General features: G+C 72.8%; 23 protein-coding genes and 1 pseudogene. 7 read left to right on the plus strand and 17 right to left on the minus strand.

What is annotated here, in order from left to right:
- Window positions 1-333: pseudogene (locus tag IEZ00_RS37615) on the plus strand (cytochrome ubiquinol oxidase subunit I); the annotation flags it as partial.
- A gap of 179 nt (window positions 334-512) precedes the next feature.
- On the opposite strand, the gene IEZ00_RS35005 reads toward IEZ00_RS37615, so the two are convergent.
- The 5 genes from IEZ00_RS35005 to IEZ00_RS35025 form a co-directional block, all read right to left on the minus strand.
- Window positions 513-713: a DUF397 domain-containing protein gene (locus tag IEZ00_RS35005; RefSeq protein ID WP_306344713.1), complete on the minus strand. Its 201-nt coding sequence runs from the start codon at window positions 711-713 to the stop codon at window positions 513-515.
- A 6-nt stretch (window positions 714-719) separates the two neighbouring features.
- Complete coding sequence (locus IEZ00_RS35010; protein WP_306344714.1) at window positions 720-932, minus strand: DUF397 domain-containing protein; 213 nt, start codon at window positions 930-932, stop codon at window positions 720-722.
- The gene (locus tag IEZ00_RS35015) at window positions 929-1,780 is read right to left on the minus strand and encodes a helix-turn-helix domain-containing protein (protein ID WP_189227648.1); all 852 of its coding nucleotides are present in this window, start codon (window positions 1,778-1,780) and stop codon (window positions 929-931) included. Before IEZ00_RS35015 ends, IEZ00_RS35010 begins: the two co-directional genes overlap by 4 nt.
- Before the next feature lie 141 nt (window positions 1,781-1,921).
- Complete coding sequence (locus IEZ00_RS35020) at window positions 1,922-3,856, minus strand: vWA domain-containing protein (protein ID WP_189227649.1); 1,935 nt, start codon at window positions 3,854-3,856, stop codon at window positions 1,922-1,924.
- Window positions 3,853-5,238, minus strand: coding sequence for a sigma 54-interacting transcriptional regulator (locus tag IEZ00_RS35025; RefSeq protein WP_189227650.1), 1,386 nt, complete (start codon window positions 5,236-5,238; stop codon window positions 3,853-3,855). The genes IEZ00_RS35020 and IEZ00_RS35025 overlap by 4 nt, the downstream gene beginning before the upstream one ends.
- Window positions 5,239-5,358: 120 nt before the next feature.
- Between IEZ00_RS35025 and IEZ00_RS35030 the strand changes: the two genes are divergently transcribed.
- Window positions 5,359-5,994, plus strand: coding sequence for a hypothetical protein (locus IEZ00_RS35030; RefSeq protein WP_189227651.1), 636 nt, complete (start codon window positions 5,359-5,361; stop codon window positions 5,992-5,994).
- A gap of 97 nt (window positions 5,995-6,091) precedes the next feature.
- Here the strand turns inward: IEZ00_RS35030 and IEZ00_RS35035 are convergent, their stop codons facing one another.
- Window positions 6,092-7,849 carry a glycoside hydrolase family 6 protein gene (locus tag IEZ00_RS35035; protein WP_189227652.1) on the minus strand — a complete coding sequence of 586 codons (1,758 nt, stop codon included), beginning with the start codon at window positions 7,847-7,849 and terminating at the stop codon, window positions 6,092-6,094.
- A gap of 418 nt (window positions 7,850-8,267) precedes the next feature.
- Here IEZ00_RS35035 and IEZ00_RS35040 point away from each other — a divergent pair, with 418 nt between their 5' ends.
- Window positions 8,268-8,516 carry an Atu4866 domain-containing protein gene (locus tag IEZ00_RS35040; RefSeq protein WP_189227653.1) on the plus strand — a complete coding sequence of 83 codons (249 nt, stop codon included), beginning with the start codon at window positions 8,268-8,270 and terminating at the stop codon, window positions 8,514-8,516.
- A complete protein-coding gene (locus tag IEZ00_RS35045; RefSeq protein WP_229796406.1) occupies window positions 8,513-9,214 on the plus strand; it encodes an SDR family oxidoreductase in 702 nt (233 codons plus the stop codon). Before IEZ00_RS35040 ends, IEZ00_RS35045 begins: the two co-directional genes overlap by 4 nt.
- An 88-nt stretch (window positions 9,215-9,302) precedes the next feature.
- On the opposite strand, the gene IEZ00_RS35050 is transcribed toward IEZ00_RS35045, so the two are convergent.
- The 10 genes from IEZ00_RS35050 to fabG form a co-directional block, all read right to left on the minus strand.
- A complete protein-coding gene (locus IEZ00_RS35050) occupies window positions 9,303-9,689 on the minus strand; it encodes an SH3 domain-containing protein (protein WP_189227654.1) in 387 nt (128 codons plus the stop codon).
- A gap of 202 nt (window positions 9,690-9,891) precedes the next feature.
- Entirely contained in the window at window positions 9,892-10,689 is a 798-nt protein-coding gene (locus IEZ00_RS35055) for an Rv1486c family protein (RefSeq protein WP_189227655.1), read from the minus strand.
- 33 nt (window positions 10,690-10,722) lie between these two features.
- Window positions 10,723-11,196 (minus strand): YcxB family protein, encoded by a 474-nt coding sequence (locus tag IEZ00_RS35060; protein WP_189227656.1) that lies wholly within the window; start codon window positions 11,194-11,196, stop codon window positions 10,723-10,725.
- A complete protein-coding gene (locus tag IEZ00_RS35065; RefSeq protein WP_189227657.1) occupies window positions 11,193-12,209 on the minus strand; it encodes a ferrochelatase in 1,017 nt (338 codons plus the stop codon). The genes IEZ00_RS35060 and IEZ00_RS35065 overlap by 4 nt, the downstream gene beginning before the upstream one ends.
- A gap of 86 nt (window positions 12,210-12,295) precedes the next feature.
- Window positions 12,296-12,766: a hypothetical protein gene (locus IEZ00_RS35070; RefSeq protein ID WP_189227658.1), complete on the minus strand. Its 471-nt coding sequence runs from the start codon at window positions 12,764-12,766 to the stop codon at window positions 12,296-12,298.
- Complete coding sequence (locus tag IEZ00_RS35075) at window positions 12,763-13,980, minus strand: glycosyltransferase 87 family protein (protein ID WP_189227659.1); 1,218 nt, start codon at window positions 13,978-13,980, stop codon at window positions 12,763-12,765. The genes IEZ00_RS35070 and IEZ00_RS35075 overlap by 4 nt, the downstream gene beginning before the upstream one ends.
- 100 nt (window positions 13,981-14,080) lie before the next feature.
- Window positions 14,081-14,740, minus strand: a complete 660-nt coding sequence (locus IEZ00_RS35080) for a response regulator (RefSeq protein WP_189227660.1) — start codon at window positions 14,738-14,740, stop codon at window positions 14,081-14,083.
- Window positions 14,737-15,975: a sensor histidine kinase gene (locus tag IEZ00_RS35085; RefSeq protein ID WP_189227661.1), complete on the minus strand. Its 1,239-nt coding sequence runs from the start codon at window positions 15,973-15,975 to the stop codon at window positions 14,737-14,739. Before IEZ00_RS35085 ends, IEZ00_RS35080 begins: the two co-directional genes overlap by 4 nt.
- Before the next feature lie 80 nt (window positions 15,976-16,055).
- Window positions 16,056-16,823: an enoyl-ACP reductase FabI gene (gene fabI, locus IEZ00_RS35090; RefSeq protein ID WP_189227662.1), complete on the minus strand. Its 768-nt coding sequence runs from the start codon at window positions 16,821-16,823 to the stop codon at window positions 16,056-16,058.
- 36 nt (window positions 16,824-16,859) lie between these two features.
- A complete protein-coding gene (gene fabG, locus IEZ00_RS35095) occupies window positions 16,860-17,564 on the minus strand; it encodes a 3-oxoacyl-[acyl-carrier-protein] reductase (protein ID WP_189227663.1) in 705 nt (234 codons plus the stop codon).
- A gap of 93 nt (window positions 17,565-17,657) precedes the next feature.
- On the opposite strand from fabG, the gene IEZ00_RS35100 reads away from it, so the two are divergent.
- The 3 genes from IEZ00_RS35100 (at window position 17,658) to IEZ00_RS35110 (ending at window position 21,957) form a co-directional block, all read left to right on the plus strand.
- Window positions 17,658-20,348: an FAD-binding and (Fe-S)-binding domain-containing protein gene (locus tag IEZ00_RS35100; protein WP_189227664.1), complete on the plus strand. Its 2,691-nt coding sequence runs from the start codon at window positions 17,658-17,660 to the stop codon at window positions 20,346-20,348.
- Window positions 20,349-20,464: 116 nt separating this feature from the next.
- Window positions 20,465-21,457, plus strand: a complete 993-nt coding sequence (locus tag IEZ00_RS35105) for an ArsR/SmtB family transcription factor (protein WP_189227665.1) — start codon at window positions 20,465-20,467, stop codon at window positions 21,455-21,457.
- A gap of 104 nt (window positions 21,458-21,561) precedes the next feature.
- Window positions 21,562-21,957, plus strand: a complete 396-nt coding sequence (locus IEZ00_RS35110) for a peptidase inhibitor family I36 protein (RefSeq protein WP_189227666.1) — start codon at window positions 21,562-21,564, stop codon at window positions 21,955-21,957.
- Between the two features lie 45 nt (window positions 21,958-22,002).
- On the opposite strand, the gene IEZ00_RS35115 is transcribed toward IEZ00_RS35110, so the two are convergent.
- The gene (locus IEZ00_RS35115; RefSeq protein WP_229796407.1) at window positions 22,003-22,752 is read right to left on the minus strand and encodes an MHYT domain-containing protein; all 750 of its coding nucleotides are present in this window, start codon (window positions 22,750-22,752) and stop codon (window positions 22,003-22,005) included.
- Window positions 22,753-23,443: the final 691 nt, after the last annotated feature.

A 23,443-nucleotide genomic window follows, 5' to 3' on the forward strand; every position in this document is an offset into this window, starting at 1 on the left:
CTGGGCGCCTCGGTGCTGCCGTTCGTGTGGAACGTCTTCCGCAGCTACCGCTACGGCGACCCGGCGGCCGTGGACGACCCGTGGGGCTTCGGCAACTCGTTGGAGTGGGCCACCACGTCCCCGCCGCCCCGGCACAACTTCACCGAACTGCCGCGCATCCGCTCCGAACGGCCCGCCTTCGAGCTGCACTACCCGGAGATGGTCGAGCGGATGCGCGCCGAGGCCCACTACTCGGTGACCCGGCCGGACAAGCGGCGGGTGGCGCCGGACGAGGCGACCGAACAGGCGCTGGCACCGACGGATCGGGACACGAGCACCACGAACGGGAGCTGATCCGAGGTGCCGCCGGAGAACGGGGCGGCCCACTCCCCCTTGCCCCCTCGCAGGCCGCCCCGCTGGTGTCGAGTGTGCGCGCCCGATCATGTAGACCTCTTGTGGGATTCTGCAATCCGCAGGTCAGGCCGATAATCCCCCACCACGAGCCGAGCGTCCGGACACCCTGAACCGAGCGTTCAGGCGCGATCGGCCGTAGCACGGACGAACTCCCGCCACACCCCAGCCGGGAAGACCAGATGCCCGGCAGCGGTGTTCTTCGAGTCCCGCACACCCACCCCAGCACTGCCGAACCCCACCTCGACACAATTGGTGTTGCCCCCGCTGAAGCTGCTCTTGCGCCACCTGAATTCCACAACAGCACCCTCCTCCACACTCACAGCCCTTCACCCGGCTCGGAGATCAAATCCACCGAGTTCGGTGCTGACGAACTCCCGCCACGCCCGCGCCGGGAAGACCAGATGCCCGGCAGCGGTGTTCTTCGAGTCCCGCACACCCACCCCAGCGCTACCGAACCCCACCTCGACGCAGTTGGTGTTGCCATCGCTGTAGCTGCTCTTGCGCCACCTGAATTCCACGCCACACCCCTCCGCGCTCACAGCCCTTCACCCAACTTGCGAATCAGGTCTACCGAGTCCCGCGCACCGTGCGCAACAGCCAGAATGCCGTTGAAAGCGGCCTTGTAAGCATTCGCGTCCGGCTTTTCCTCCAAGTAGAGGCTGTGCACCATGTGCTCGATGTGCACCAGGCTCGGCAGACCCACGAAGTCGAGGATGACGAAAGCACCTTCGACGAGCCCCGGATGCGCGCCGACACCACCGGGCACGATCCGCACCTCGATACCGGGTCGGTCGGCCAAGGCCGCCAAGTGCCTCAACTGCTCCCGCATGACATCAGGCCCGCCCACGTCCTGCCACAGCGCGGCCTCGTGCAGCAGCACGTTCAACCGAGGTCCGCCCTCCCGGCGCAACAACCCCTGCCGCGCGATCCGGGCGGCCACCCGGCGGTGCACCTCGGACCGCTCCAGCGGCAGGCCGTAGTTCTCGATCACCGCTCGGGCGTAGTCCTCGGTCTGGCACAGGCCGGGGACCAGGAAGTGCTCGTAGTTGCGGATCTCCACGGCGTGCTCCTCGAACCCCACCCACGTGGCGAGTTCGTCGTGCACGTGCAGGTCCGCCTCTTCCAGGAGGCTGGGCAGGTTCGCCTCCCGGTGGAGCTCCAGCACGGCTTCGCGCACCGGCCTGGCCACCTGGTAGATCGCCAGCAGGGCGGACAGGTCGTCCCGCCGCACCGCGCGCTCGCAGCTCTCGATGCGCGACAGGGTGCTGGACGGGATACCGAGCAACCGCTCCACGTCCTTCTGCGTCAGCCCCCTCTCACCGCGCACGCGGGCGAGTTCCAGGCAGATCCGGCGCATCTTGACGGTCAGCGGTCCGGGTTCGATCATGCCGACACCCCGGCCGAGCGGGATCACGCCGCGCTATTACCCGCTCAGGCGATTCGAGCCGGGTGGAAGTGCGCGAACGCTCGGTTCGCGGTGTCCGGGCGCGCGACTCGCGGGTGGTGGGTGGGCCACCACCCGCGAGGGTCAGCGGTGGCGGCGGGAGCGGAGGTAGTCGCTGACCACCGCCGCGCCGAGGCCGTCCTCGCCGGGGGCCACCACGCGACCGCCGCTGCGCCGGGCGACCAGGTCCACGAAGGCGGCCAGCCTGGGGTCCTCGCCCAGCTTGAACACCGTCATGGAAGCGCCCAACCGGGTCAGCGCGTCCACCTCCGCCACGGTCTTGGCCAGCGTGCGGTCCACCGGCGGGTAGTTGAACACCGCCTCGCCGTCGGCCTCCAGGTGCGCGGTCGGCTCGCCGTCGGTGACCACCAGGACCACCGGCTGCGCGTCCGGGTGCCGCCGCACGTGCCTGCCCGCCAGCAGCAGCGCGTGGTGCAGGTTGGTCCCCTGCTCCCACACCCCCTCCAGCGCGGTCAGCTGCCCGATGTCCACCGTCTCGGCGTGCCTGCCGAAGGTGATCAGCTGCAGCGCGTCCGTGCGGAACCGGGTGCTCACCAGGTGGTGCAGCGCCAGCGCGGTGCGCTTCATCGGCACCCACCGCCCGTCCTGCACCATCGACCACGACGTGTCCACGCACAGCGCCACCGCCGCGCGCGAGCGCTGCTCGGTCTCGCTGACCTCCACGTCCACCACGTCCAGCGACACCGCGCCGCCCGCGGCCCGCAGCACCGCGTTGGACACCGTGCGGGGCACGTTCCACGGCTCGGTGTCGCCGAACCGCCACGGCCGGGTGCTGCCGATCAGCTCGCCCGCCGCGCCCGCCTGGCGGTTGTCCCGCTGCCCCTGCGCCCGCGCCGTGTCCAGCACGCCGCGCAGGGCGGTCTCCCCGAGCTGCCGCAACGCCTTCGGCGTCAGCCGCAGCGAGCCGTCCGGGGCCCGTTCGAGCAGGTTCTGCTCGCGCAGCTGGCGCTCCAGCTCGGCCAGCCGCCGCGCGTCGACCCCGGCTTCCTCGCCGAGCTGGCGCACCAGCGCCTCCAGGTCGATGTCCTCCAGCCGCGCGCCGGGGTAGGACTGGGCCAGCTGCTCGGCCAGCGCGTCCAGCTCGGCCAGGTCCGCCATCGCCTGCGCGCCCTCGCCCAGTCCCAGCGGGTTCTGGCCCCGGAAGCGGGCGGAGCCGTTCCAGTCCTCGCCGGGGCGCAGACCTTGCAGCAGCGAGTCCAGGGTGGCCAGCTGCTGCCCGACACCGGAGTCGCCGAACGCCTGCTCGCTCAGCGCGGCCAGCTCGGCGCGCTGCTGCTCGGTCATCGAGTTCATCATCCGCTGCGCGGCGGCCGAGCGGGCCGCCAGCGCGTCGATCAGCTCGTCGACCGTGCTCGGGTTCTCCGGGAAGAAGTCGCCGTGCTCGCGCATGAACTCGGCGAACCGCTGGTCGGTGTCCTCCCCCGCGGCGTGCGCGGCGAGCAGGCCGTTGAGGTCGCTGAGCATCCGCTGGATGCGCTCGACGTCGGCCCGCCCGACGTTGCTCATCGCCTCCTTCATGCCCTGGAAGCGCTGGTCCATCAGCTCGCGCCCGAGCAGGTCGCGGATCCGCTCGTAGGACTCGCGGGCCTGCGGCGAGCGCCAGTCGTACTCGGCCAGCTCGCGCACCGCGGCGGCGGTGCCCGGCGGCAGGGCGTCCAGCCGGGCCTCCCGGAACCTGGCCTCGTCGTCGGGGTCGGGGAACAGCGCCGCGCGTTCGGCCTCCAGCGCCCGCTCCAGCAGCCGCTGGACCTCCTGCAGCGTGCCGTCCAGGCGGTGGCGGCGCTGGATCGCGGCGCGCTTCTGCCACAGCCGTGAAGTCAGCTCGTCCAGCCCGCGCTGGCCGGGCAGGCCGCGGCGCAGCAGCTCGCGCAGCGCCGCGGCGGGCGAGGAGCCCTCCATGACCTCCCGGCCCAGCTCGTCCATTGCCGCGCGCAGGTCCGCGGGCGGGGCCAGCGGGTCGGGGCCGCCCGCGTAGCGGCGGTAGCGGTAACCGCTCATCCGTACACCGATCGGTCGTCGTCGCTGTCCTTGGCCAGCCTGCGGGTCAGGTAGAGCGATTCCAGGGCCAGCTCCACCGCCGAGGCGATCCGGCCCGCCGGGTCCTTGGGCCCCGCGCCCAGCCGGGCCGCGACCTCGTGCAGCACCGGCACCTCGGGCAGCGCGCCCAGCAGATCGCCCGCGCGCACCCGCTCACCGGTGGCCACCGGGTGGCCGTTGGAGACCACCTCGGCCAGCGGCCGCAGGTCCAGCCCGGCGAACGCCGCGCGGGCCGTGTCGGCCACCGAGCGGCGCAGCAGGTGGGTCAGCACCTCCTGCTCGCGCCCCTCCTCGCCCGCCTCGAACTCCAGCTTGCCGCGCAGCACCTCCGGCACCGACTCCAGGTCCACCGGCCGGGCGATGGCCGGGCGCTCCCCGGTCAGCGCCGAGCGGCGCAGCGCCGAGGCGGCCACCGTCTCCGCCGCCGCCACGGCGAACCGCGCGGACACGCCGGAGCGCTGGTCGATCGAGGACGACTCGCGCAGGTGCCGCACGAACCGGGCGATGACCTCCAGCAGGTGGTCGCCCACCTCGGCGACCAGCTCGGCCTCCTGGCGCACCAGGTCGATCTCGGCGCCGATCTCCAGCGGGTAGTGGGTGCGGATCTCCGCGCCGAACCGGTCCTTGAGCGGGGTGATGATCCGGCCCCGGTTGGTGTAGTCCTCCGGGTTGGCGGTGGCCACCAGCAGCACGTCCAGCGGCAGCCGCAGCGTGTAGCCGCGGATCTGGATGTCGCGCTCCTCCATGACGTTGAGCAGCGCGACCTGGATGCGCTCGGCCAGGTCGGGCAGCTCGTTGACGGCGATGACGCCGCGGTGCGAGCGCGGCAGCAGGCCGTAGTGGATGGTCTCCGGGTCGCCCAGGCTGCGTCCCTGCGCGACCTTGACCGGGTCCACGTCGCCGACCAGGTCGCCGACGCTGGTGTCGGGCGTGGCCAGCTTCTCGGCGAACCGCTCGTCGCGGTGCCGCCAGGCGACCGGCAGCTCGTCGCCCAGCTCGGCGGCCCGCCGCTTGGACTCCGGCGTGATGGGGTCCAGGGGGTGCTCGCCCAGCTCCGCGCCCGCGATGACCGGGGTCCACTCGTCCAGCAGGCCGACCAGCGTGCGCAGCAGGCGGGTCTTGCCCTGGCCGCGCTCGCCCAGCAGCACGACGTCGTGGCCCGCCAGCAGGGCGCGCTCCAGCTGCGGCAGCACGGTGCGGTCGAAGCCCACGATGCCCGGCCACGGGTCGCGGCCCTCGCGCAGCGCGGCCAGCAGGTTCTCCCGGATCTCGGCCTTGACGCCGCGCGGCCGGTGCCCGGCCGCGCGCAGTTCACCCGCGGTGGTGGGAAGTCCAGATGTCACCCCACCGAAGTTACGCACCGATCGGCGCTCGTGCGACGTGGAGCGGCTCCAGCGGGCCGCTCGGCCCGCCCGCGGCGGCTCTCTAGGATGGGACGGTTCGCATTCTCCAGGGGGAACTACGTGAAGAGAACGTTCATCGCGGTCGGCGCTGCCCTGCTCGCGGTCGCCGGGTGCTCGGGGGCGCCGGACGCGCCCGTCAGCGCTCCCGCTCCCGATTACGCGGCGATGGCCAGGCCCTTGCTGCTGCCCGAGGAGGTCACCGCGGCCAAGGGCCTGGTGCGGGCGGGCGAGCCGGTCGAGGGGGTGACCGCGCTGGTCCAGTGCCCCGATCTGGCCTCGGCCGGGCAGGCGGCGGCGGGCATCACCACGGCGTGGACCTGGTCCGGCGCCACCCAGCAGGCCAAGATCACCCAGTACGGCGTGGTCTACCGGGACGTGGCGGGCAAGGACGTGGTCAAGCAGGCCCGCGCCGCCTCGGGCTGCCACCGCGACTTCGGGTCCGTCGAGAGCGCCTTGCACATCGACGAGTACTTCTACACGCAGGAGAACCAGGGTCCGACCAAGCCGTTCGTGGACGACCGGTACGCCTACTGCCTGGTCAACTCGGTCCGCGCGCACCAGATCTGCACCGCCCTGCAGGCCAAGGGCGACCGGGTCGTCCGCATGACCATCGACATCACCGGCCCGCAGACCGACCTCGACACCATCAAGGTCAGCACGTTCGCCCAAGCCGTCACCGACCGACTGGTCGCCTGAGGCAGCAGCGGCTCCGCCGACGCCCGCAGGCGACGCCCGTACCGGGCGCCGCCTGCGGGAGATCACCTATCCGGTTGTTCCGTGCGCTGCACGCGATCTACAGCGGCGGGTAGGCGTTGTTCATCAGCTCCTGGAACTGCGCGGAGAACCAGTGGCCCGACAGCGGCGCGTTGTCCAGAGCACCCGAGGGGTTGTTGCCGTTGCGCGGGTTGCCCTGGTACTTCGGGTCGCACATCTCGTCGAAGCCCTTGCCCTCGTCGTTCGGGATCTCCTTGCTCGCGCCGTCGGACTCACCCGGCGGCTTGATCCAGACGTAGGCGTCGATGTTCGGCTTGGGCGAGGCCTTGGGCCGCTCGCCGAGGCCGGCACCGGACTGGTTGCACCAGTTGCCCTTCTGGATGCGCTTGTCGATCCTGGACTCGTCGACGTACTTGTCGACATCCGTCGCGCTGGACTTGCCCGTCGGCCTCTTCGAACCGCCCCAGCCGTTGCGGGAGGTGTCGATCAGCATGCCGATGTTGGAGTTGAAGCCGTTCTTCACCAGCTCCGAGCGCAGCGCCGTGGCGAAGTCGATCTCACCGTTGAAGTCGTTCCAGTCGACCCACTTGGCGTGCTCCTTGACGATCTTGCCGCCAACGCTGTCCTCGACCTTCCAGTACGGCTCCTCCAGCGCGGAGTAGTTCGCCGTGTTGGTGATGAAGCCGGCGACCTTGTCGGCGGTGGCGCCGTTGCGGCCCAGGATCGAGCCGAACAGCTTGGCCGACGCGTGGAAGTTGTCGTACTGCTCCTGGGTGTCGCCCCACCCGATCCAGCCGTGGTGGCCCGCGTCGAGGTAGTTGTAGACGTTGGGGATGTCACCCAGCTTGCCGACGGCGTAGGAGATGCCCTCCTGGTAGTTGCCGTTGGCCTTCATGGTGTTGCAGTTGTCCGTGGCGGTCTCGCGCGGCGAGACGTTGGTTACCAGGTTCGGCAGCGAGTCGATCTCGATGACCGTGACGATGCGCAGGTTGGCGTACTTCGAGTCCGACAGAATGGCCACGATCGGGTCGATGTACTCGCTCTTGTAGCGACCGATCTCCGTCGCCTTCAGCTCGCCGTTGGAAGCCAGCGCCGCGCAGTCGCGACCGGGCAGGTTGTAGATGACGACCTGGAACACCAGCTGGCCGCCCGCCGCCTGCTCGACCGCCTCGTCGAGGTGGTCGCGCAGGCCCATGCTGCCGGTCGTGGGCGAGTCGTTGCCCTCGATCGCGCTGATGCGGTCCAGCCACACACCGGTGGGCTGGTTGGCGATCCGGGAACCGCCGGGCTCGGCGGCGGCGCGCTCGGACCACTGCGGGTTCACGTAGACCTTGGCCCCGGAGTAGGGGTTGTCCACCCTGGCGGCCGGGGTGTCACCCGGCGTCTCGCCGGGCGTCTCGACGCTGCCCGTGCAGACGGTGCCGTTGAGCCGGAACTGGGTCGGCACCGGGTTGTCGCCGCTCCAGCTGCCGTTGAAGGTGGGGCTGATCGACGCCCCGGTGCCCACCGTCGGGCTCCAGGACGGGTTGCGGACGGTCACGCGGGTCCCGGCCTGGGAGAACGTGCCGTTCCAGCCGTGCTGGACGGTTTGCCCGGCGGCGAAGTCCCACTCCAGCGTCCAGCCACCGGAAATCGCGTCGCCGAGGTTGGTGACCGTGACGGTGGCGCTGAAGCCGCCACTCCACTGGTTGCTGATGGTGTAGTTGGCCCGACAGCCTGGTGCGGCGCTGGCGCTGGTGCCGCCGGCCACGATCGCCGTCGCGGACAGTGCCACGACCGACGTCGCCGCCAACGCCCCGCCCAGCTTGCGGGACCGGACGAACGTGCGCAGACTCATGCATCGCCTCCTTGCGAGCAAATCGTCGTCTGGGAACGCTCCCATTTCGTCTCTGGATCGGGGACCGACGCGAGAGCGGGGTGTCAAGACTGGGAGCGCTCCCAGATCGGTACCGTAACGCACGACACGTCACGTTGACGAGGGGTCTGAGCACGGATAGTGCGCATCAATTCGATACTGCGCGCACCATCAAGTCGACTACCAGTGCATTTCCACACCGAATAGAATGAAGAATGTGTCCGCTTGGCGGATGATCAACGCACGGTAACGACGAATGGACGACGTCCGTTTCGTCCTTCGAGCCGCTTGCGCGGGCCGCTCCGGCGTGGAAGATGACGCGCGTGTTACGCGCGAAACCCGCTTGGGTGGGTGTGACACGTCCTCCCTCAACGCGCCCGCGTTGCCCACGATGGAAACCATGGAGAACATCGACGTGGTCGGCATGTGGGTGACCGCCGACGGCTACATCCGTCAGGAGCTGCTGCCCAACGGGCGGTACGACGAGGCGCGCGGCAGCCGGCGCAGCGCCTACACCGGCAGCTACACGGTGACCGGGTCGCACCTGGACTACGTGGACGACACCGGGTTCACCGCGACCGGCGACATCCGGGACGGCGTGCTCTACCACGAGCACCTGGTGCTGTACCGAGAGGAGAAGAAGGCGTGAAGAAGGTAGTGCTGATCACCGGGGCGTCGTCGGGCATCGGCGCCGCCACCGCCCGCGCGCTGGCCGGCGCGGGGCACCAGGTCGTGCTCGGGGCGCGGCGGGTGGACCGGCTGCGCGAACTGGCCGAGTCGATCGGCGGCGACCACCGGGCACTGGACGTGACCTCCCTGTCCGACTTCCAGTCCTTCGTGGACTACGCGGCCGAGCGGCACGGGCGGGTGGACGTGCTGGTGAACAACGCGGGCGTGATGCCGCTGTCCCGGTTGGATGAAGGCCGGGTCGAGGAGTGGAACCGGATGCTCGACGTCAACGTGCGCGGCGTGCTCAACGGCATCGCCGCCACGCTGCCGGGGATGAAGGAACGGCGCTCGGGGCACATCATCAACGTCGCCTCCATCGGCGCGCACGAGGTGTCGCCCGTCGCGGCGGTGTACTGCGGCACGAAGTTCGCCGTGTGGGCGATCTCGGAAGGACTGCGGCAGGAGGCCACCGAGGGGGTGCGGGTGTCCACGATCTCCCCCGGTGTCACGGAGTCCGAGCTGGCGGACAGCATCACCAGCCCCGAGGCGCGCGAGGCGATGCGCGAGTACCGCAAGATCGCGATCCCCGCCTCGGCCGTGGCCTCGGCGATCGCGTTCGCGATCGACCAACCGTCCGAAGTGGACGTGAGCGAGATCGTGGTCCGGCCCGCGGCGTAACGCCGGCAGCGGGGATCGGTTGGGCCTGCCGGACCGTGACGGGCGCGGTGCCCCAGCCGCCGGTGCGCCGGGGCACCGCCCGCCCTCGTCAGCAGCGCACGGCGGAGCCGTAGCCCTCAAGGTTCTCGTCCCACACCCAACCGGCGATGTCCTGGCCCACCACGCGCACCCACGTCCAGGTGTTGCCCGCGTCGTTGACCGTGTAGCAGTGGTAGTGCAGCCGCGTGCTGCTGTCGATGTAGCCGTCGATCGAGCAGTCCTTGTACGGCCCCTCCGAGCGGACCGGCACGCTGGACTTGGAGGGGTAGCCGTCGTTGAACGAGTCCTTGGCCGAGTGGTTGTGCGAACGGCAGGCGGCCGACGCGTCCGCCTCCTGCCCCGAGGTCGGACCGGCCAGGGCGACGGACGGCACCGAGGCGGCGAGCAGCACCGACAGCGCCACACCGCTCAATCCGGCCACAGCGTTCTTCCGCATGAGCAACACTCCTCCGAGTCGATGGGTGAGTCGCGCGTCCACATGACCCCCATGCGGGCGCGAGGTGTCGACGGACGGGCTCGCGGCGGAAGCGCTGGTCCCAGTGCGCTCCACGCGGTCCGCTCCGTCACGCCCACGACGGTGCTCGGCCGCTCTGGGAAGAACCTGCGCGAATTCTGGAATCCGGCCGGTGCCCCAGGCTTCAGTGCCGCCCGGCGCCCTGGTCCGAGAGCACCCGCACGGCCTCGTCCACGGCGGACAGCCGGGCGCGGCGAACGGCCTGGGACAACGGCTTCAGCGCCTCGTCACGCGCTCGGGTCGCCGAGGCCGACACCGCGCCGCCGGGCGCGTCCGAAGCGGCCACCTCCAGGATCGCGGCGACCTCCGCGGCGCGCTGCAGCACCCGCAGCGCCCTCGGGGGCATCCCGTCGGGCCAGGCCAGCTTGGTGTGCTCCGCGGCCCGCTCGGCGATCTCGGCGCGCACGTTGGGCCGGTGCCGCGCCACGTCCAGGGTCACCAGCGCGGTGGCCGCCTCGCGCATCGCCGAGGCCAGGCCGTGCTCGGCCTCGCCGATCGGGATGTGCTCGCCCGGCGCGGCCGACGGCAGGTCGAACACCGTCCAGCGCAGCACGCCGTCGGCCACCAGGCGGGGCACCAGGCCCACGCCCACCTCCGGCAGGACGACGGCCTGGCCCGCGCGCAGAGCGCTGGCGCTCAGCGGGCCTCGGCCGCCCAGGCCGCGCACGTCGCCCGCCACCGGCAGGACGAGGCGGGCACCGCCTGCCTGCGCGCGGCGCAGGGCGGCCAGCAGCAGGGCCGGGCCCACCGGGGGCTCGTCGGGGCCGGGCAGGTCGAGCGCGGTGGCGGTGCCGTCGTCGTCGGCGACCACCTCGTGCAGCTCGGCCCACGCGCCCAGGGCGTCCAGGACGTCGTCGGCCGCGGCCGCTCCATGCAGCCACCCGGACGTCCAGACGACCAGCGTCGCACTCGCACAGGACACGCTGACCGAGGGTACGCGCGCCCGGTCCCCCGATCAGCTAGCCGGGCCGACGTGTTGCTCCAGCAGGGCGCGGAACCGCTCGACCGCGGCCGGGTCCGCGAACGCCCGGTGCGGCACCGCGTACATCGCCGAGGACGCGGTGCGCAGCACGAACGTGCGCCCGGTCTCGGACCATCCGGGCAGCTCAGACCAAGCCAGCTCGCTGCGCGCGGTGTTGCCCACCGCCATCCGCAGCGAGTGCTGGTCCGCCGTGCCGGTGACCGCCTTCGCGGCCAGCGGGTGGTTGTGGAAGTTCACCGCCGTGCCGACGGGCACCAGTGCGACGATGATCACAGCCAGCGCGAGGCCGAACAGCCCCGCCGCGACCATGCCCAGCGCCAGGACCACGACGCCGACCGCCCCCAGGGCCAGGGCGAACCACGGCGCCCAGCGGTAGAGCGGCACCGCCGTGCGCAGCGCGGCCCGCCAGTCGGCGGGCCGCGGCGACCAGCTGAAGTCCACGCTCACCCGCGCCGCCTGGCGGGCTCGCAGCACAGCGTCGCGCAGAACGCCCCGTTGACGGTGCACCCGTAGGCCGGGAACTCGGACAGCCTGCGGGCGGGCACGCCGTCGGTGTGCTCGGCGACCAGCTCGGCGACCAGGCGCGCGAAGCGCGGGTCGTTGTTCGGGGTGGCCGCGCGGCCGAAGCCCATGCCCAGCTCGGCGGCCTTGTCGCGGGCCTCGGTGTCGAGGTCCCACACCACTTCCAGGTGGTCGCTGACGAAGCCGATCGGGCAGACCACCACCGCGGGCACGCCCCGCTCGTGCAGCGCCTCGATGTGGTCGACGACGTCCGGCTCCAGCCACGGGATCTGCGGCGGGCCGGAGCGGGACTGCCACACCACGTCGTACTCGGCGACGCCCAGCTCGCGGGCCACCAGCCGGGCGGCCTCCGCGACCTGGCGGGAGTAGAGGCGACCGCCGTCCTCCGGCGGGCCCGCGGCCTGGTCGGCGGACAGCGGCACCGAGTGGGCGGTGAAGACCAGGCGGTGCTCGCCGAGGTCCTTGGCGGCCTCGCGGACCGCGTCGGCGAAGGACTCGACGAACAGCGGGTGGTCGAAGAACTGCCGCAGCTTCACCAGTTCGGGGGCGTTCTCGCCGACCGCGGCGCGAGCGCGCAGGATGTCCTCGTCGTACTGGCGGCAGGCCGAGTAACCGCCGTAGGCGCTGGTCGGGAACACCAGGGCGCGCTTGACCCCGGCCCGCGCCATCTCGGCGAGGGTGTCCTCGACCATCGGGTGCCAGTTGCGGTTGCCGAAGTAGATCGGCAGGTCCACCAGCGGCTCGACCGCGGCGATGGCGTCGCGGTTGAGCCGGTTGATCGGCGAGACCCCGCCGAAGTGCTGGTAGTGCTGCTCCACCTCGTCCAGGCGTTCGGGTGGGACTCCCCGGCCCCGTGTCACGTTCTCCAGGAACGGGCGGACGTCTTCAGGTCCTTCCGGGCCGCCGAAGGACAACCAGAGCAGCGCGTCGTAACTCACCCCGCCATCCTCGCCCCGCCGTGGTTGTGACGCACAACCGGGTCGCGTGACCCGCCGCACCTCGCCGACTCCGCAGCGCGACCAGCCTAGGTCTGCGGCCACATGGCGTAGATCACGTCGTCCCCGTCCGAGCACACCACCTGCGGCAACGCGGGCTCGGGGACCTGGTTGCAGGTCATCGGCCCGATCGCCAGCGGCGGCAGTCCGGGGACCGGGTCGCGGCGCTGGGCGTAGTAGTCGACCAGGACGGCCGCCGCCTCGTCGCAGTCCAGGCGGCCGGACGGGGTCTCGACCACGACGGCCAGCATCGGCTTGCCGAGCGCGCCCGCAAACGGCCGGTCGCAGTACCGCGCCGGGGCGCTCTCGTCGATGGTCGGCAGCTCCACCGGGACCGGCTCGGGGGACTCGGACGTCGTGGTCCGCTCGGTCTCGGCGGTGGTCGCGGTCGCGGTGGTGCTTGCCGTGGTGGTCGCCGCTCCGGTGCCCGAGCCCGCCCCGGCCACCGTGGTGGAGCAGCCCGCGACCAGGGTGAGGAGCACGACGAGGAGGGTCTTCACACCGGGGGTCGCACCCGATCGCCCTGTTGACGAGGTTCGCACGCTGCTTGGACGCGGGAACGGGTCTCGTGGTTTCGGGACGTCGGCGTGCGCCGGACCGCTCCGCCCAGCACAGCGGTGACCAGCACCAGGCCCGTCGTGAGCGCGCCGAGCACGTAGGCGTTGCCCACCAGCGCTTCCAGCGGTGTCCAGTCCAGTTCGCGGTTGTCGCCGCGGGGTACGGGAACCAGCGCGCAGACGCTGAACAGCGCCGCGGTCGCGAACAGCACCCGCCACGCGCCCCGGCGCGCCGCCAGACAGCACACCGGTACCACCCACACCCAGTGGTGGGTCCAGGAGATCGGACTCACCAGCAGCCCGCAGAACGCCGTCACCAGCAACGCCGCGGCGTGGTCGGCCCGCTCGTGCAGTGCGCGGACCAGGAACCCGGCCGCCACCACGCACACCGCGACCGCCAGGACCAGCACGACCCGCCCACCCGCCAGTCGGTGCACCAGCCCGTGCAGCGACTGGTTGCCCCACCACGCGTTGGACAGCGCTTCGTTCGCCCCGAGCAACGCCGAACCCCAGTACCGCCGGGAATCGTCCGGCAGCAGGACGAACCCCGCGAGGCAGGCCGCCGCGAACGCGCCCACCGCGCGCAGCGCGTCCGACCGCCGTCCGGTGACCAGCAGGTGCGGGACGAACACCAACGGGGTCAGCTTGACCGCCGCGGCCACCCCGATCAGCAGCCCGGACCAGCGGGACCCCCGCAGCGCCAGGACGTCCACCACGACCAGCGCCATGAGCAGGGCGTTGACCTGGCCCAGACCGACCGTCCGCCAGACCGGCTCCAGCGCCACCAGCAGGGGGACCAGCCACCACATCCCCGACCGCGGACCGGTGAGCCGGGCGACCACGCCCAGCGCGACCGCGGTGAGCACCCCGAACACCCCCCACACGAGCTGCGTCGGCAGCGCCGCCAGGGGCCAGAACAGCAGCGCCGCGAACGGCGGATAGGCGAACGGCAGGTCCGGCGACCAGTCAGGGGTCGCGGCCAAGTGCCCGTACAGGGATTCACCGCGCAGCACCGCCAGCGCGCCGGAGCGGTACACCGCGCTGTCGACACCCAGTGGTCGACCCGCTACCCAGCAGACCACGGCGGCCACCGCCACGACGCACGCGAACACCTCCGCGGCACAGGGAAAACGGCCCGTCCACACCGAACTCGACACCCGGTCGACGCTAAGGACCGGGCGGCGCGGGAACGTCCCGCTCCGGTGGTGTTCCCGTCCCGCCCGCCGGTACGGGGTGGGCGCGACCGCTACCCCGGTACTACTCCCCCGGCGCCACCAACCCCGACTCGTAGGCCAGCACCACGGCCTGTGCCCGGTCCCGCAGTCCCAGCTTGGTCAGCACCCGGCTCACGTGGCTCTTGGCCGTCTGCTCCGCGATGGTCAGCGCACCGGCGATCTCGGTGTTGGACAGGCCGCGGGCGATCAGCCGCAGCACCTCCCGCTCGCGCGGCGTCAGACCGCTCAGGCTCGCGGCGGCGGGCGGGTCCGGGGACCGCGCGGCGAACGCCGCGACCAGCCTGCGCGTGACCGACGGCGCGAACAGCGTGTGCCCCGCCGCCACCACGCGCACCGCGTTCACCAGGTCGGCCAGCGGCGCGTCCTTGAGCATGAAGCCGCTCGCACCCGCGCGCAGCGCGCTGTAGACGTACTCGTCGAGGTCGAACGTCGTCAGCACCAGCACGCGGGGGGCCTCGCCGCTGCTGCCGAGAATGCGCCGGGTGGCTTCCAGCCCGTCCATGACGGGCATCCTGATGTCCATCAGCACCACGTCCGGCGCCAGACCGGCCGCCAGGGACAGCGCCTGGACCCCGGTGCCCGCCTCGCCGACGACCTCCAGGTCCGGTTGGGCGCTCAACGCGACGTGGAAGCTCTCCCGCACCATCGCCTGGTCGTCGACGATCAGGACCCGCGTGCTCACCCGTCCGCCCTCCCGCCCAACGGCAACTCGGCGATCACCGCGAACCCGCCGTCCGGCGTGGGGGCCGCGCGGAACTCGCCTCCGAGCACCCGCACCCGCTCGGCCATGCCCGCCAGCCCCTGGCGCGGCCGGTCTCCGCCGGCGTCCAGGGCGGGCCGCGCCGCCGCCGTGTTCGACACGGTGATCCGGAGCCTGCCCGCGTCCACCGCCAACCCGACCGAGACCGCGGCGCCGGGTGCGTGCCGGGCGCTGTTGCTCAGCGCCTCTCGCACGATCCGGTAGGCGGACGGGCCGATGCCCACGGGCAGCGGGTCCGGACCGCACCGGATGTCCAGCTCGATCGCCGTGCCCGCCGCGCCGAACCGCCGCACCAGCTCCTCGATCTCGCCCACCCCCGGCTGCGGGGCGGTCTCCGCCTCGCCGTCGGAGCGGAGCGCGCCCAGCATCCGCCGCATCTCGGTGAGCCCGTCCCTGGCGATGTCCTGCAGCAGTTGGAACTCGGCGCGCACCTCGGGTGCCAGGCCGGGCAGGCGGTAGGGCGCCGCGTCCGCCCGCAGCACGAGCACCGACATGTGGTGGCTGACCACGTCGTGCAGCTCGCGGGCGATGCGGGTGCGCTCTTCCAGCGCCGCGGCCCTGCTCTGCTCCGCGACCCGCCGCAGGTCCGCTCGCCGTCGCGACCGCAGCGTGTTGCCCAGCACCATCACGCCCGCGCCCAGCAGTGCCGCCAGGACGTGCTCGCGCCAGTCCGGCAGGTGCGGCCACGCCGCCGCGGTCGTCAGCGCCCACGCCGCGACGACCACCGGCCCGTCGTAGCTCTCGGCCAGGGCGAAGAGGACGAAGCCGGTGCTGATGGTCAGCCCCATCACCCACGGCCAGCCCCACCACCGCTCCAGGTCGGCGTTGGCCGGGTAGGTGAACGGCGCGAGGAGCACCTGCAGCGCGATCAGCCGCCATGCCACCAGCGGGTAGCGGACCGCCAGCACCACGGGCAGACCCGCGAGCAGGCTGGAGAGCACGATGCGCGGTTCGAGCTGGCTCACCCGGAACACCCGGAACGGCGCGTTCGCCAGGACCACGGCTGCCACCGCGGTCGGCGCCGCGACCACCCAGCGGAGACCGCGGAGGCCCGCCGGGCCGACGAGGGGGTCCGGCGGCGCTCCGCGCGCCACGACGAAGACCAGCGGCCTCACCACGGCCCGGACGAGCCGTGGCCACCACCCCACCTCGGCCACCCCGTCACGGTAGCGGGTGCGCGCGGCGTTCGCGGTGTCCGTGTCGAGGGGACCGGGTTCGGCCCCCTCGACACCCGTCGTCACAGACCCAGGAAGTGGACGCCGCCGTCCACGAAGACCATGGAGCCCGTGGTGGCCGGGAACCAGTCCGACAGCAGGCCGCACACCGACCGCGCCACCGGGGTCGGGTCGTTGACGTCCCACCCCAGCGGGGCCTTCTCGCCCCACATCGCCTCCAGCTCGACGAAGCCGGGGATCGACTTGGCGGCCATGGTGCGCACCGGGCCCGCCGAGACCAGGTTCACCCGGATGCCCTGCGGCCCCAGGTCGCGGGCCAGGTAGCGGTTGATCGACTCGAACGCCGCCTTGGCCGCGCCCATCCAGTTGTAGGCGGGCCACACCTGGCGGGCGTCGAAGTCCAGGCCCACCACCGAAGCGCCGCGGCCCAGCAGCGGCAGCGCGGCCTTCACCAGCGCCTTGTACGAGTAGGCCGAGACGTGCATCGCCGTGGCCACGTCCTCCCACGGCGCGTCCATGAACGGCGCGCCCAGGCACGACGGCGGCGCGTAGCCGATGGCGTGCACCACGCCGTCCAGGCCGTCGACGTGCTCGCGCACCCGGTCGGCGAGGGTCTCCAGGTGCTCCTGGTTCTGCACGTCCAGCTCGATGACCGGCGCGGCCTCGGGCAGGCGCTTGGCGATCCGCTCCACCAGGCTCATCCGGCCGAAGCCGGTGAGCACGACCTGGGCGCCCTGCTCCTGGGCGACCCTGGCCACGTGGAAGGCGATCGAGGCGTCGGTGATCACCCCGGTGACCAGCAGTCGCTTGCCTTCGAGCAGTCCCGTCACGTGCGTTCCTCCGTTGTGCGTGGTTGAGCGGGTGGTTCAGTGGCCCATGCCGAGGCCGCCGTCGACCGGGATCACCGCTCCGGTGATGTAGGCGGCGGCGTCGGAGGCCAGGAAGGTGACCGCGGCGGCGATCTCCTCGGTGGTGCCGTAGCGGCCCGCGGGCACCTGGGCGAGGATCTCCTTGCGGCGCTCCTCGGGCAGCGCGTCGGTCATGTCGGTGGTGATGAACCCCGGCGCCACCACGTTCGCGGTGATGTTGCGCGAGCCCAGCTCGCGGGCGATCGAGCGGGCCACGCCCACCAGGCCCGCCTTGCTGGCCGCGTAGTTGACCTGGCCCGCGCTGCCCGTCAGGCCGACCACCGAGGAGATGAACACGATCCGGCCGTAGCGCTTGCGCAGCATCCCCCTGGACGCGCGCTGCGCGACCCGGAACGAGCCGGTGAGGTTGGCGTCGAGCACGCGGGTGAACTGCTCCTCGGTCATCCTCAGCAGCAGGGTGTCGTCGGTGATGCCTGCGTTGGCCACGAGCACCTCGACCGGCCCGTGCGCCGCCTCCACCTCCGCGAACGCCGCGTCGACCTCGGCCGCGCTGGTCACGTCGCACTTCACGCCGAGCAGGCCATCGGGGGCGCCCGAACCGCGGTGGGTCACCGCGACCTTGTCGCCCTGCGCCGCGAACGCCTGCGCGATCGCCAGACCGATCCCGCGGTTGCCGCCGGTCACCAGTACGGACCTCGCCACGCCGTGCTCCCATCTGCGCTGGTTGATGGCCGCGAGGCTATCGGCTACCCCCTGGTACGCCCGCATCGGCGGTGCACGGATCACACTGGACCGGTGAGGGGATTCGTGGACAGGCTCCGCGCCGAGGTCGACGGTGACGTGTTCGACGACGCCACCGCCCGCGCTCTCTACGCCACCGACGCGTCGAACTACCGGCACGTGCCGCTGGCCGTGGTGCGGCCGCGGTCGGTGGACGCGCTGGTCGCCGCCGTGGGCGTGGCGGTGGAGCACGGCGTGCCGGTGACCCACCGCGGCGCGGGCACCAGCGTCGCGGGCAACGCCGCGGGCTCCGGGGTGGTGATCGACTCCTCGCGGCACCTGCACCGGGTCGTGTCGGTCGACCCGGACGCGCGGCTGGCGGTCGTGCAGCCGGGGGTGGTGCTGGACCGGCTCAACGACGCGGCGCGCCCGCACGGGCTGCTGTTCGGCCCGGACCCGTCCACCCACTCGCGCTGCACGCTGGGCGGGATGATCGGCAACGACGCGTGCGGCTCGCACTCCGTGGCGTGGGGGAAGACCAGCGACAACGTGCACGCGCTCGACGTGCTGCTGCCCGACGGGCGGCGGTTCGACACGCGCACTCCCCCACCGCTGGACCTGCCCGCCGCAGACCCGGCGTGGTTCCCCCGCCTGGACCGCCGGGTCTCCGGCTACCGGCTGGACGCGCTGCCGGACCTGACGCGGGCGCTGGTGGGCACCGAGGGCACCTGCGTGACGGTGCTGGGCGCGACCGTGCGGCTGGTGGAGGCGCCGCGGCGGCGGGTGCTGGCCGTGCTGGGCTTCGACGGCCGCTACGACGCCGCGGACCGGGCCGCCGAGCTGCTGGAGCTGGACGTGCTGGCGGTGGAGGGCCTGGACGAGGCGCTGGTGGCCGCCGCGGGCAACGCCCGGCCGCTGCTGCCGCGCGGGACGAGCTGGCTGTTCGTGGAGACCCGCGAGGAGTCGGTGGCGCACCGGGCCGCCGCGCTGGCCCCGCACTCGGTGGTGGTGACCGATCCGGCGCGGCAGCGGGCGCTGTGGCGGGTGCGGGAGGACGGGGCTGGGCTGGCGACCCGGATGGCCGACGGCGGCGAGGCGTGGTCAGGCTGGGAGGACGCCGCGGTGCCGCCCGATCGGCTGGGCGCCTACCTGCGCGAGTTCGACGCGCTGCTGGCCGGGCACGGGCGGCGCGGGGTGACCTACGGCCACTACGGCGAGGGCTGCCTGCACGTGCGGATCGACTTCGACCTGGCCAAGGGCTACCGCGCGTTCCTGCGGGACGCGGCGGACCTGGTGGTCGCGCACGGCGGGTCGCTGTCGGGCGAGCACGGCGACGGGCAGGCGCGCTCGGAGCTGCTGCCCCGCATGTACCCGCCCGCGGCCATCGAGGCGTTCGGGCGGTTCAAGGCCGCCTTCGACCCCCGGAACCTGATGAACCCCGGCCGGATCGTGGACCCGCTGCCGCTGGACGCGGACCTGCGGGTGCTGGTCGCGCCGCCGGTGATCCCCACGCGGGCCGCGCTGGCGCTGCGCGCCGACGGCGGCGACCTGGCCGCGGCCACCCGGCGGTGCGTTGGCGTGGGCAAGTGCCTCAACACCTCGGGCGGGGTGATGTGCCCCAGCTACCGGGTGACGCGGGAGGAGGAGCACTCCACCAGGGGGCGGGCGCGGCTGCTGTTCGAGATGCTGGCCGGGGACGTGGTGCGCGGCGGCTGGCGGTCGACCGAGGTGCGCGACGCGCTGGACCTGTGCCTCGGCTGCAAGGGGTGCAAGCGGGACTGCCCGGTGGACGTGGACATGGCCGCCTACAAGGCGGAGTTCCTGCACCACCACTACAAGCGGCGGCCGCGGCCCGCGGCGCACTACTCGATGGGCTGGCTGCCGCTGTGGCTGCGGCTGGGCCTGGTCAACCGGCTCTCGGGCGGGCTGGCCCGGTTCGCCGGGGTGGACCCGCGCCGACCGCTGCCGCTGCCCGCCGCCCGGACGTTCCAGGCGTCCTTCGCCGGGGGTGGCGGCGGTGAGCGGGTGCTGCTGTTCCCGGACACGTTCACCAACCACTTCGAGCCGGGTATCGGGCACGACGCGGCGGCGGTGCTGGCGTTCGCCGGGCAGGCCGTGGAGGTGCCGCGCGCTTCGGTCTGCTGTGGGCTGACGTGGTTCTCCACCGGCCAGCTGGGCGCCGCGCGCCGGGTGCTGCGCCGCACGGCCCGGCTGCTGCGGCCGTGGACCCGCGAGGGGGTTCCGGTGGTGGGGCTGGAACCCAGCTGCACGGCGTTCCTGAGGTCCGACGCGCTGGAGGTGGCCGGGGACGACCCGGACGTGGCGCGGTTGGCCGGGTCGGTGCGCACCTTCGCCGAGCACCTGTCGCCGCTGGTGGAATCGCTGCCGGGGGCCGCGGGCGGGGACGCGGTGGTGCAGCCGCACTGCCACCAGTACGCCGAGATCGGCTTGGACGCGGACCGCGAGCTGCTGGCCAAGGCCGGGGTGAGGGCGTCGGTGCTGTCGGGGTGCTGCGGCCTGGCGGGCAACTTCGGGTTCGAGCGCGGCCACCACGAGGTGTCGATGGCGGTGGCCGAGCAGACCCTGCTGCCCGCCGTGCGCGCGGCGGCGGCGGGCACGGCGGTGGTGGCCGACGGGTTCAGCTGCCGGACCCAGGTCCGGCACGGGTCCGGCGCCGAACCGGTGCACACGGCGACGTTGCTGGCCCGCGGGCTGGGCCTGTCCTCGGCGCGGGAGGACCGCGAGTCGAACCTCCGGGACCGCTGAACCCGCCGCTCGGGTTCGCGGTCGGGGTTCGCGGCGGCACGGCAGACCTCACCCCGGTGCAACGCCGGGCCCGGCAGACTCCGGGCGGTGTTCGGTCGAGGGGAGGGACCGGGACTGTGCTGCGCGTCCACTTCACCCCGGAGGACTTGCTGCGCACCACGGTGGCGGGCGGCGTCGACCCGCTGTGGGAGGTCGTCTTCAGCAGGCTGCGCCTGGTCGAGCGGGACAAGTCGGCCGTGTACGCGCCCTGGCTGCGCCGCCTCCGCACCAGCGCGGCCCCGGAGCTGGTGCGGCCCGGCAGGCAGGTGCTGACCGCGCTGACCCCGCTGGGACCGTACTTCCCGGACTTCCTCACCCCGCCGGAGGGCGGGCAGGGCATCCGGGCGGGTGTCGAGGCGATCCGCGCCACCTCGCCGCGGCGGTTGGGCCAGGAGATCGGCGAGCTCTCGCGGCACCACCGGCTGCCCTCCTGGGCCCAACGCCTGCGGCAGGGCGACGAAGCGGTGCTGGCGGACGTGTCCGCCTCGTTGCGCTCCTACTACGGGGCCGTGGTGGAGCCGCACACCGACGCCATGCTGGCCGCGATCGAGGCGGACCGCGCCCACCGCGCCCGCGTCCAGCTCGACCAGGGCGTCGAAGGGCTGCTCGGCAGCATGTCCCCGCTGATGGTGTGGCGCCCGCCGGTGCTGGAGGTGCGCTACCGGGCGGATCGGGACCTGTTCCTCGGCGGGCGGGGACTGCGCCTGGTGCCGTCGTACTTCTGCAGGCACGCGCCGGTGGCGCTGGCCGATCCCGCGCTGCCGCCCACCCTGGTCTACCCGGTCCACCACGACTACTCGCCCACCCCGCCGCCGGGACCGCGCGCCCGCCCCGCCCGCGCGCTGGCCGCGCTGCTGGGCGCCAACCGGGCGGCGGTGCTGGCCGCGGCGGCGGGCAGCGCCACCACGGGGGAACTGGCCCAGCGGCTCGGCCTGCCCGCTTCGTCGGTCAGCAGGCACACGGCGGTGCTGCGCGACGCGGGGCTGATCACCACCCGGCGTCGCGGGCCGTCCGTGCTGCACACCACCACCCCGCTGGGCGATTCCCTGCTCCGGGCGGACGCCCGGTAGCCAGTGCCTTTGCCCGCCACGGCAAACGCCTTCACCCGGACGCGAGGTCCTGCCGATACTGGACGAGCGCCGCGTCTCGGCGCGGAAAACCCTTGGAGGACAACATGAAGCGATTAACCGTGCTCTTGTCCGCCGTCCTGCTCGGGGTGGCGGCCCTGGCCACCCCGGCCGCGGCGTCGTCCGCTCCGGGCATCGCGGCCTGGGAGAACTGCACCACCGGCAACGCGTGCTTCTACTCGGGCAGCGGCGGGACCGGGTCGGTCTGCCGGTGGAGCAACGCCGACCCGAACTGGCTGGCGGGCACGGACAGGTGCAGTTGGGCCCAGGCCACTTCCGCCCGCTCCGTGTGGAACCGCGGGACCTCCCCCGACTTCACCGCGGTCGCCTTCTACCGCGGCACCGACTACACCCTCTACGAGGGCTGCATGGGGCAGGGCTGGCGCGGCGACATCGGGCCCGCGCTGCTGCGCTCCCACCGCTGGATCACCACGTCGTGCTGAGCCGCCGGGCCGCCGGAGCAGCCGGGCGGCGACCCGGCGGCCCGGTCACGCGGTCTCGGTGAACGGGTCGTCCGCGGTGGAGAACAGCATCCACAGCAGGACCGCGACCACCAGACCGCCGATCAGGAAGACCGGGAACACCAGGTCGAACGCGCTGCTGCCGGTCGGCGTGGACAGGTCCGCGTCGCCGGTGACGGTGATCGCGGCCATGCCGGTGTAGTGCATCCCGGTCACCGCCAGGCCCATCACCAGGCCCGCGAGCACGCCCGCCACCGGGGTCTTGACCACCAGGGTGAACCAGAACGCCGCGGTCGCCGCGACCACGGCGATCGCCACCGACGCGCCGACCAGCGCCGGGTCGTAGGAGATCTCGCCCTTGAGGCTGATCGCCGACATGCCCAGGTAGTGCATCCCGGCGACGCCGACGCCCGCCAGCACGCCCGCGGCGACCAGTCGGAGCCCGCTGAACCGCAGCAGGGTGACCAGCGACAGCCCCAGGCCCACCACGCCGATGGCCACCACGGCGGACAGCGCGGTCACCAGCACGTCGAACTTGATCGTCGCGCCGGGGACGGCGAAGCCGAGCATCGCGACGAAGTGCATCAGCCAGATGCCCACGCCGCCGATCGCCAGCGCCCCCAGCGCGGTCCACCGCCCCCTGGCCCGGCGGGTGACCTCGGCCCTGGCCCTGGCCATGCAGGACAGGCCGATCAGCGAGCCGACGACGGCGACGGCGTAGGCGGTGATCACCGTCCAGAGGTCGAAGGAGAAGTGCTCCATGGTGCCGTGGTTCACGGAAGGCCACCGTCCCCGTGCGTCTCGAGTGGGCCCTCTTGATAACCCGGCGTGACAACAGTGACCAGCGTTATCGCACGCGAATTGATCCGTTCGAGATCTTTTCGTCGTTTTCGACGACAGTGCGTGATTATAGGGGTACCAGCGGTTCAGCTCGGCAGCGGCCCGACCTGCTCCGCGGCCGGCGCGGTGAGGTCCGCGGCCACTCCCCGCTCGGTGAACTCCGAGGTGGTGACGGACCTGCCGCCGTCCGGTTCCGGGACACGTCCCCAGGCCCGCTCCAGCGGGGTCCGGCCCCGCCAAGCGTCGATCCGCGCCCATGCCCAGCCGGATCGAGTAGCGGCAGTCAGTAGCGGCACTCGGAGGTGGTCCGCTCCCCCTGGTCCGCAACACCCGCCGTACCCGCACGTACCGCTCGGCCGTGGCCGCCTCCCGGATGCCAACGAGCAGTGCGGCGGTGTCCGGGAGGACCGCCGTGGTGGTGCTGGGTGACGACGGTGTGGCCGCGAACCCTGGTCACACCGGGGCCGACCGCCGTCGTCGGAGCCGCGTTCCGCACCGCCGCCCCGACCGGCCCAGCGGAGGCGCTGCGGAAACGAGCAGTCAGGTCGGCGCTCCGTGATGGAACGCCCGTGATCCACACTTTCGAGCTAATAGAGGCGCCCGAACGTCATATCCGCCCTCCGCGCCG

This window comes from Saccharothrix coeruleofusca, from assembly GCF_014648515.1.
Classification (GTDB): domain Bacteria; phylum Actinomycetota; class Actinomycetes; order Mycobacteriales; family Pseudonocardiaceae; genus Actinosynnema; species Actinosynnema coeruleofuscum.

Excerpts from the sequence above, each read along its gene's own strand:
- IEZ00_RS35035 (WP_189227652.1), bottom strand. The coding sequence starts at position 7,849 with ATGAGTCTGCGCACGTTCGTCCGGTCCCGCAAGCTGGGCGGGGCGTTG.
- IEZ00_RS35050 (WP_189227654.1), bottom strand. The coding sequence starts at position 9,689 with ATGCGGAAGAACGCTGTGGCCGGATTGAGCGGTGTGGCGCTGTCGGTG.
- IEZ00_RS35040 (WP_189227653.1), top strand. The coding sequence starts at position 8,268 with ATGGAGAACATCGACGTGGTCGGCATGTGGGTGACCGCCGACGGCTAC.
- IEZ00_RS35020 (WP_189227649.1), bottom strand. The coding sequence starts at position 3,856 with ATGAGCGGTTACCGCTACCGCCGCTACGCGGGCGGCCCCGACCCGCTG.
- IEZ00_RS35015 (WP_189227648.1), bottom strand. The coding sequence starts at position 1,780 with ATGATCGAACCCGGACCGCTGACCGTCAAGATGCGCCGGATCTGCCTG.
- IEZ00_RS35110 (WP_189227666.1), top strand. The coding sequence starts at position 21,562 with ATGAAGCGATTAACCGTGCTCTTGTCCGCCGTCCTGCTCGGGGTGGCG.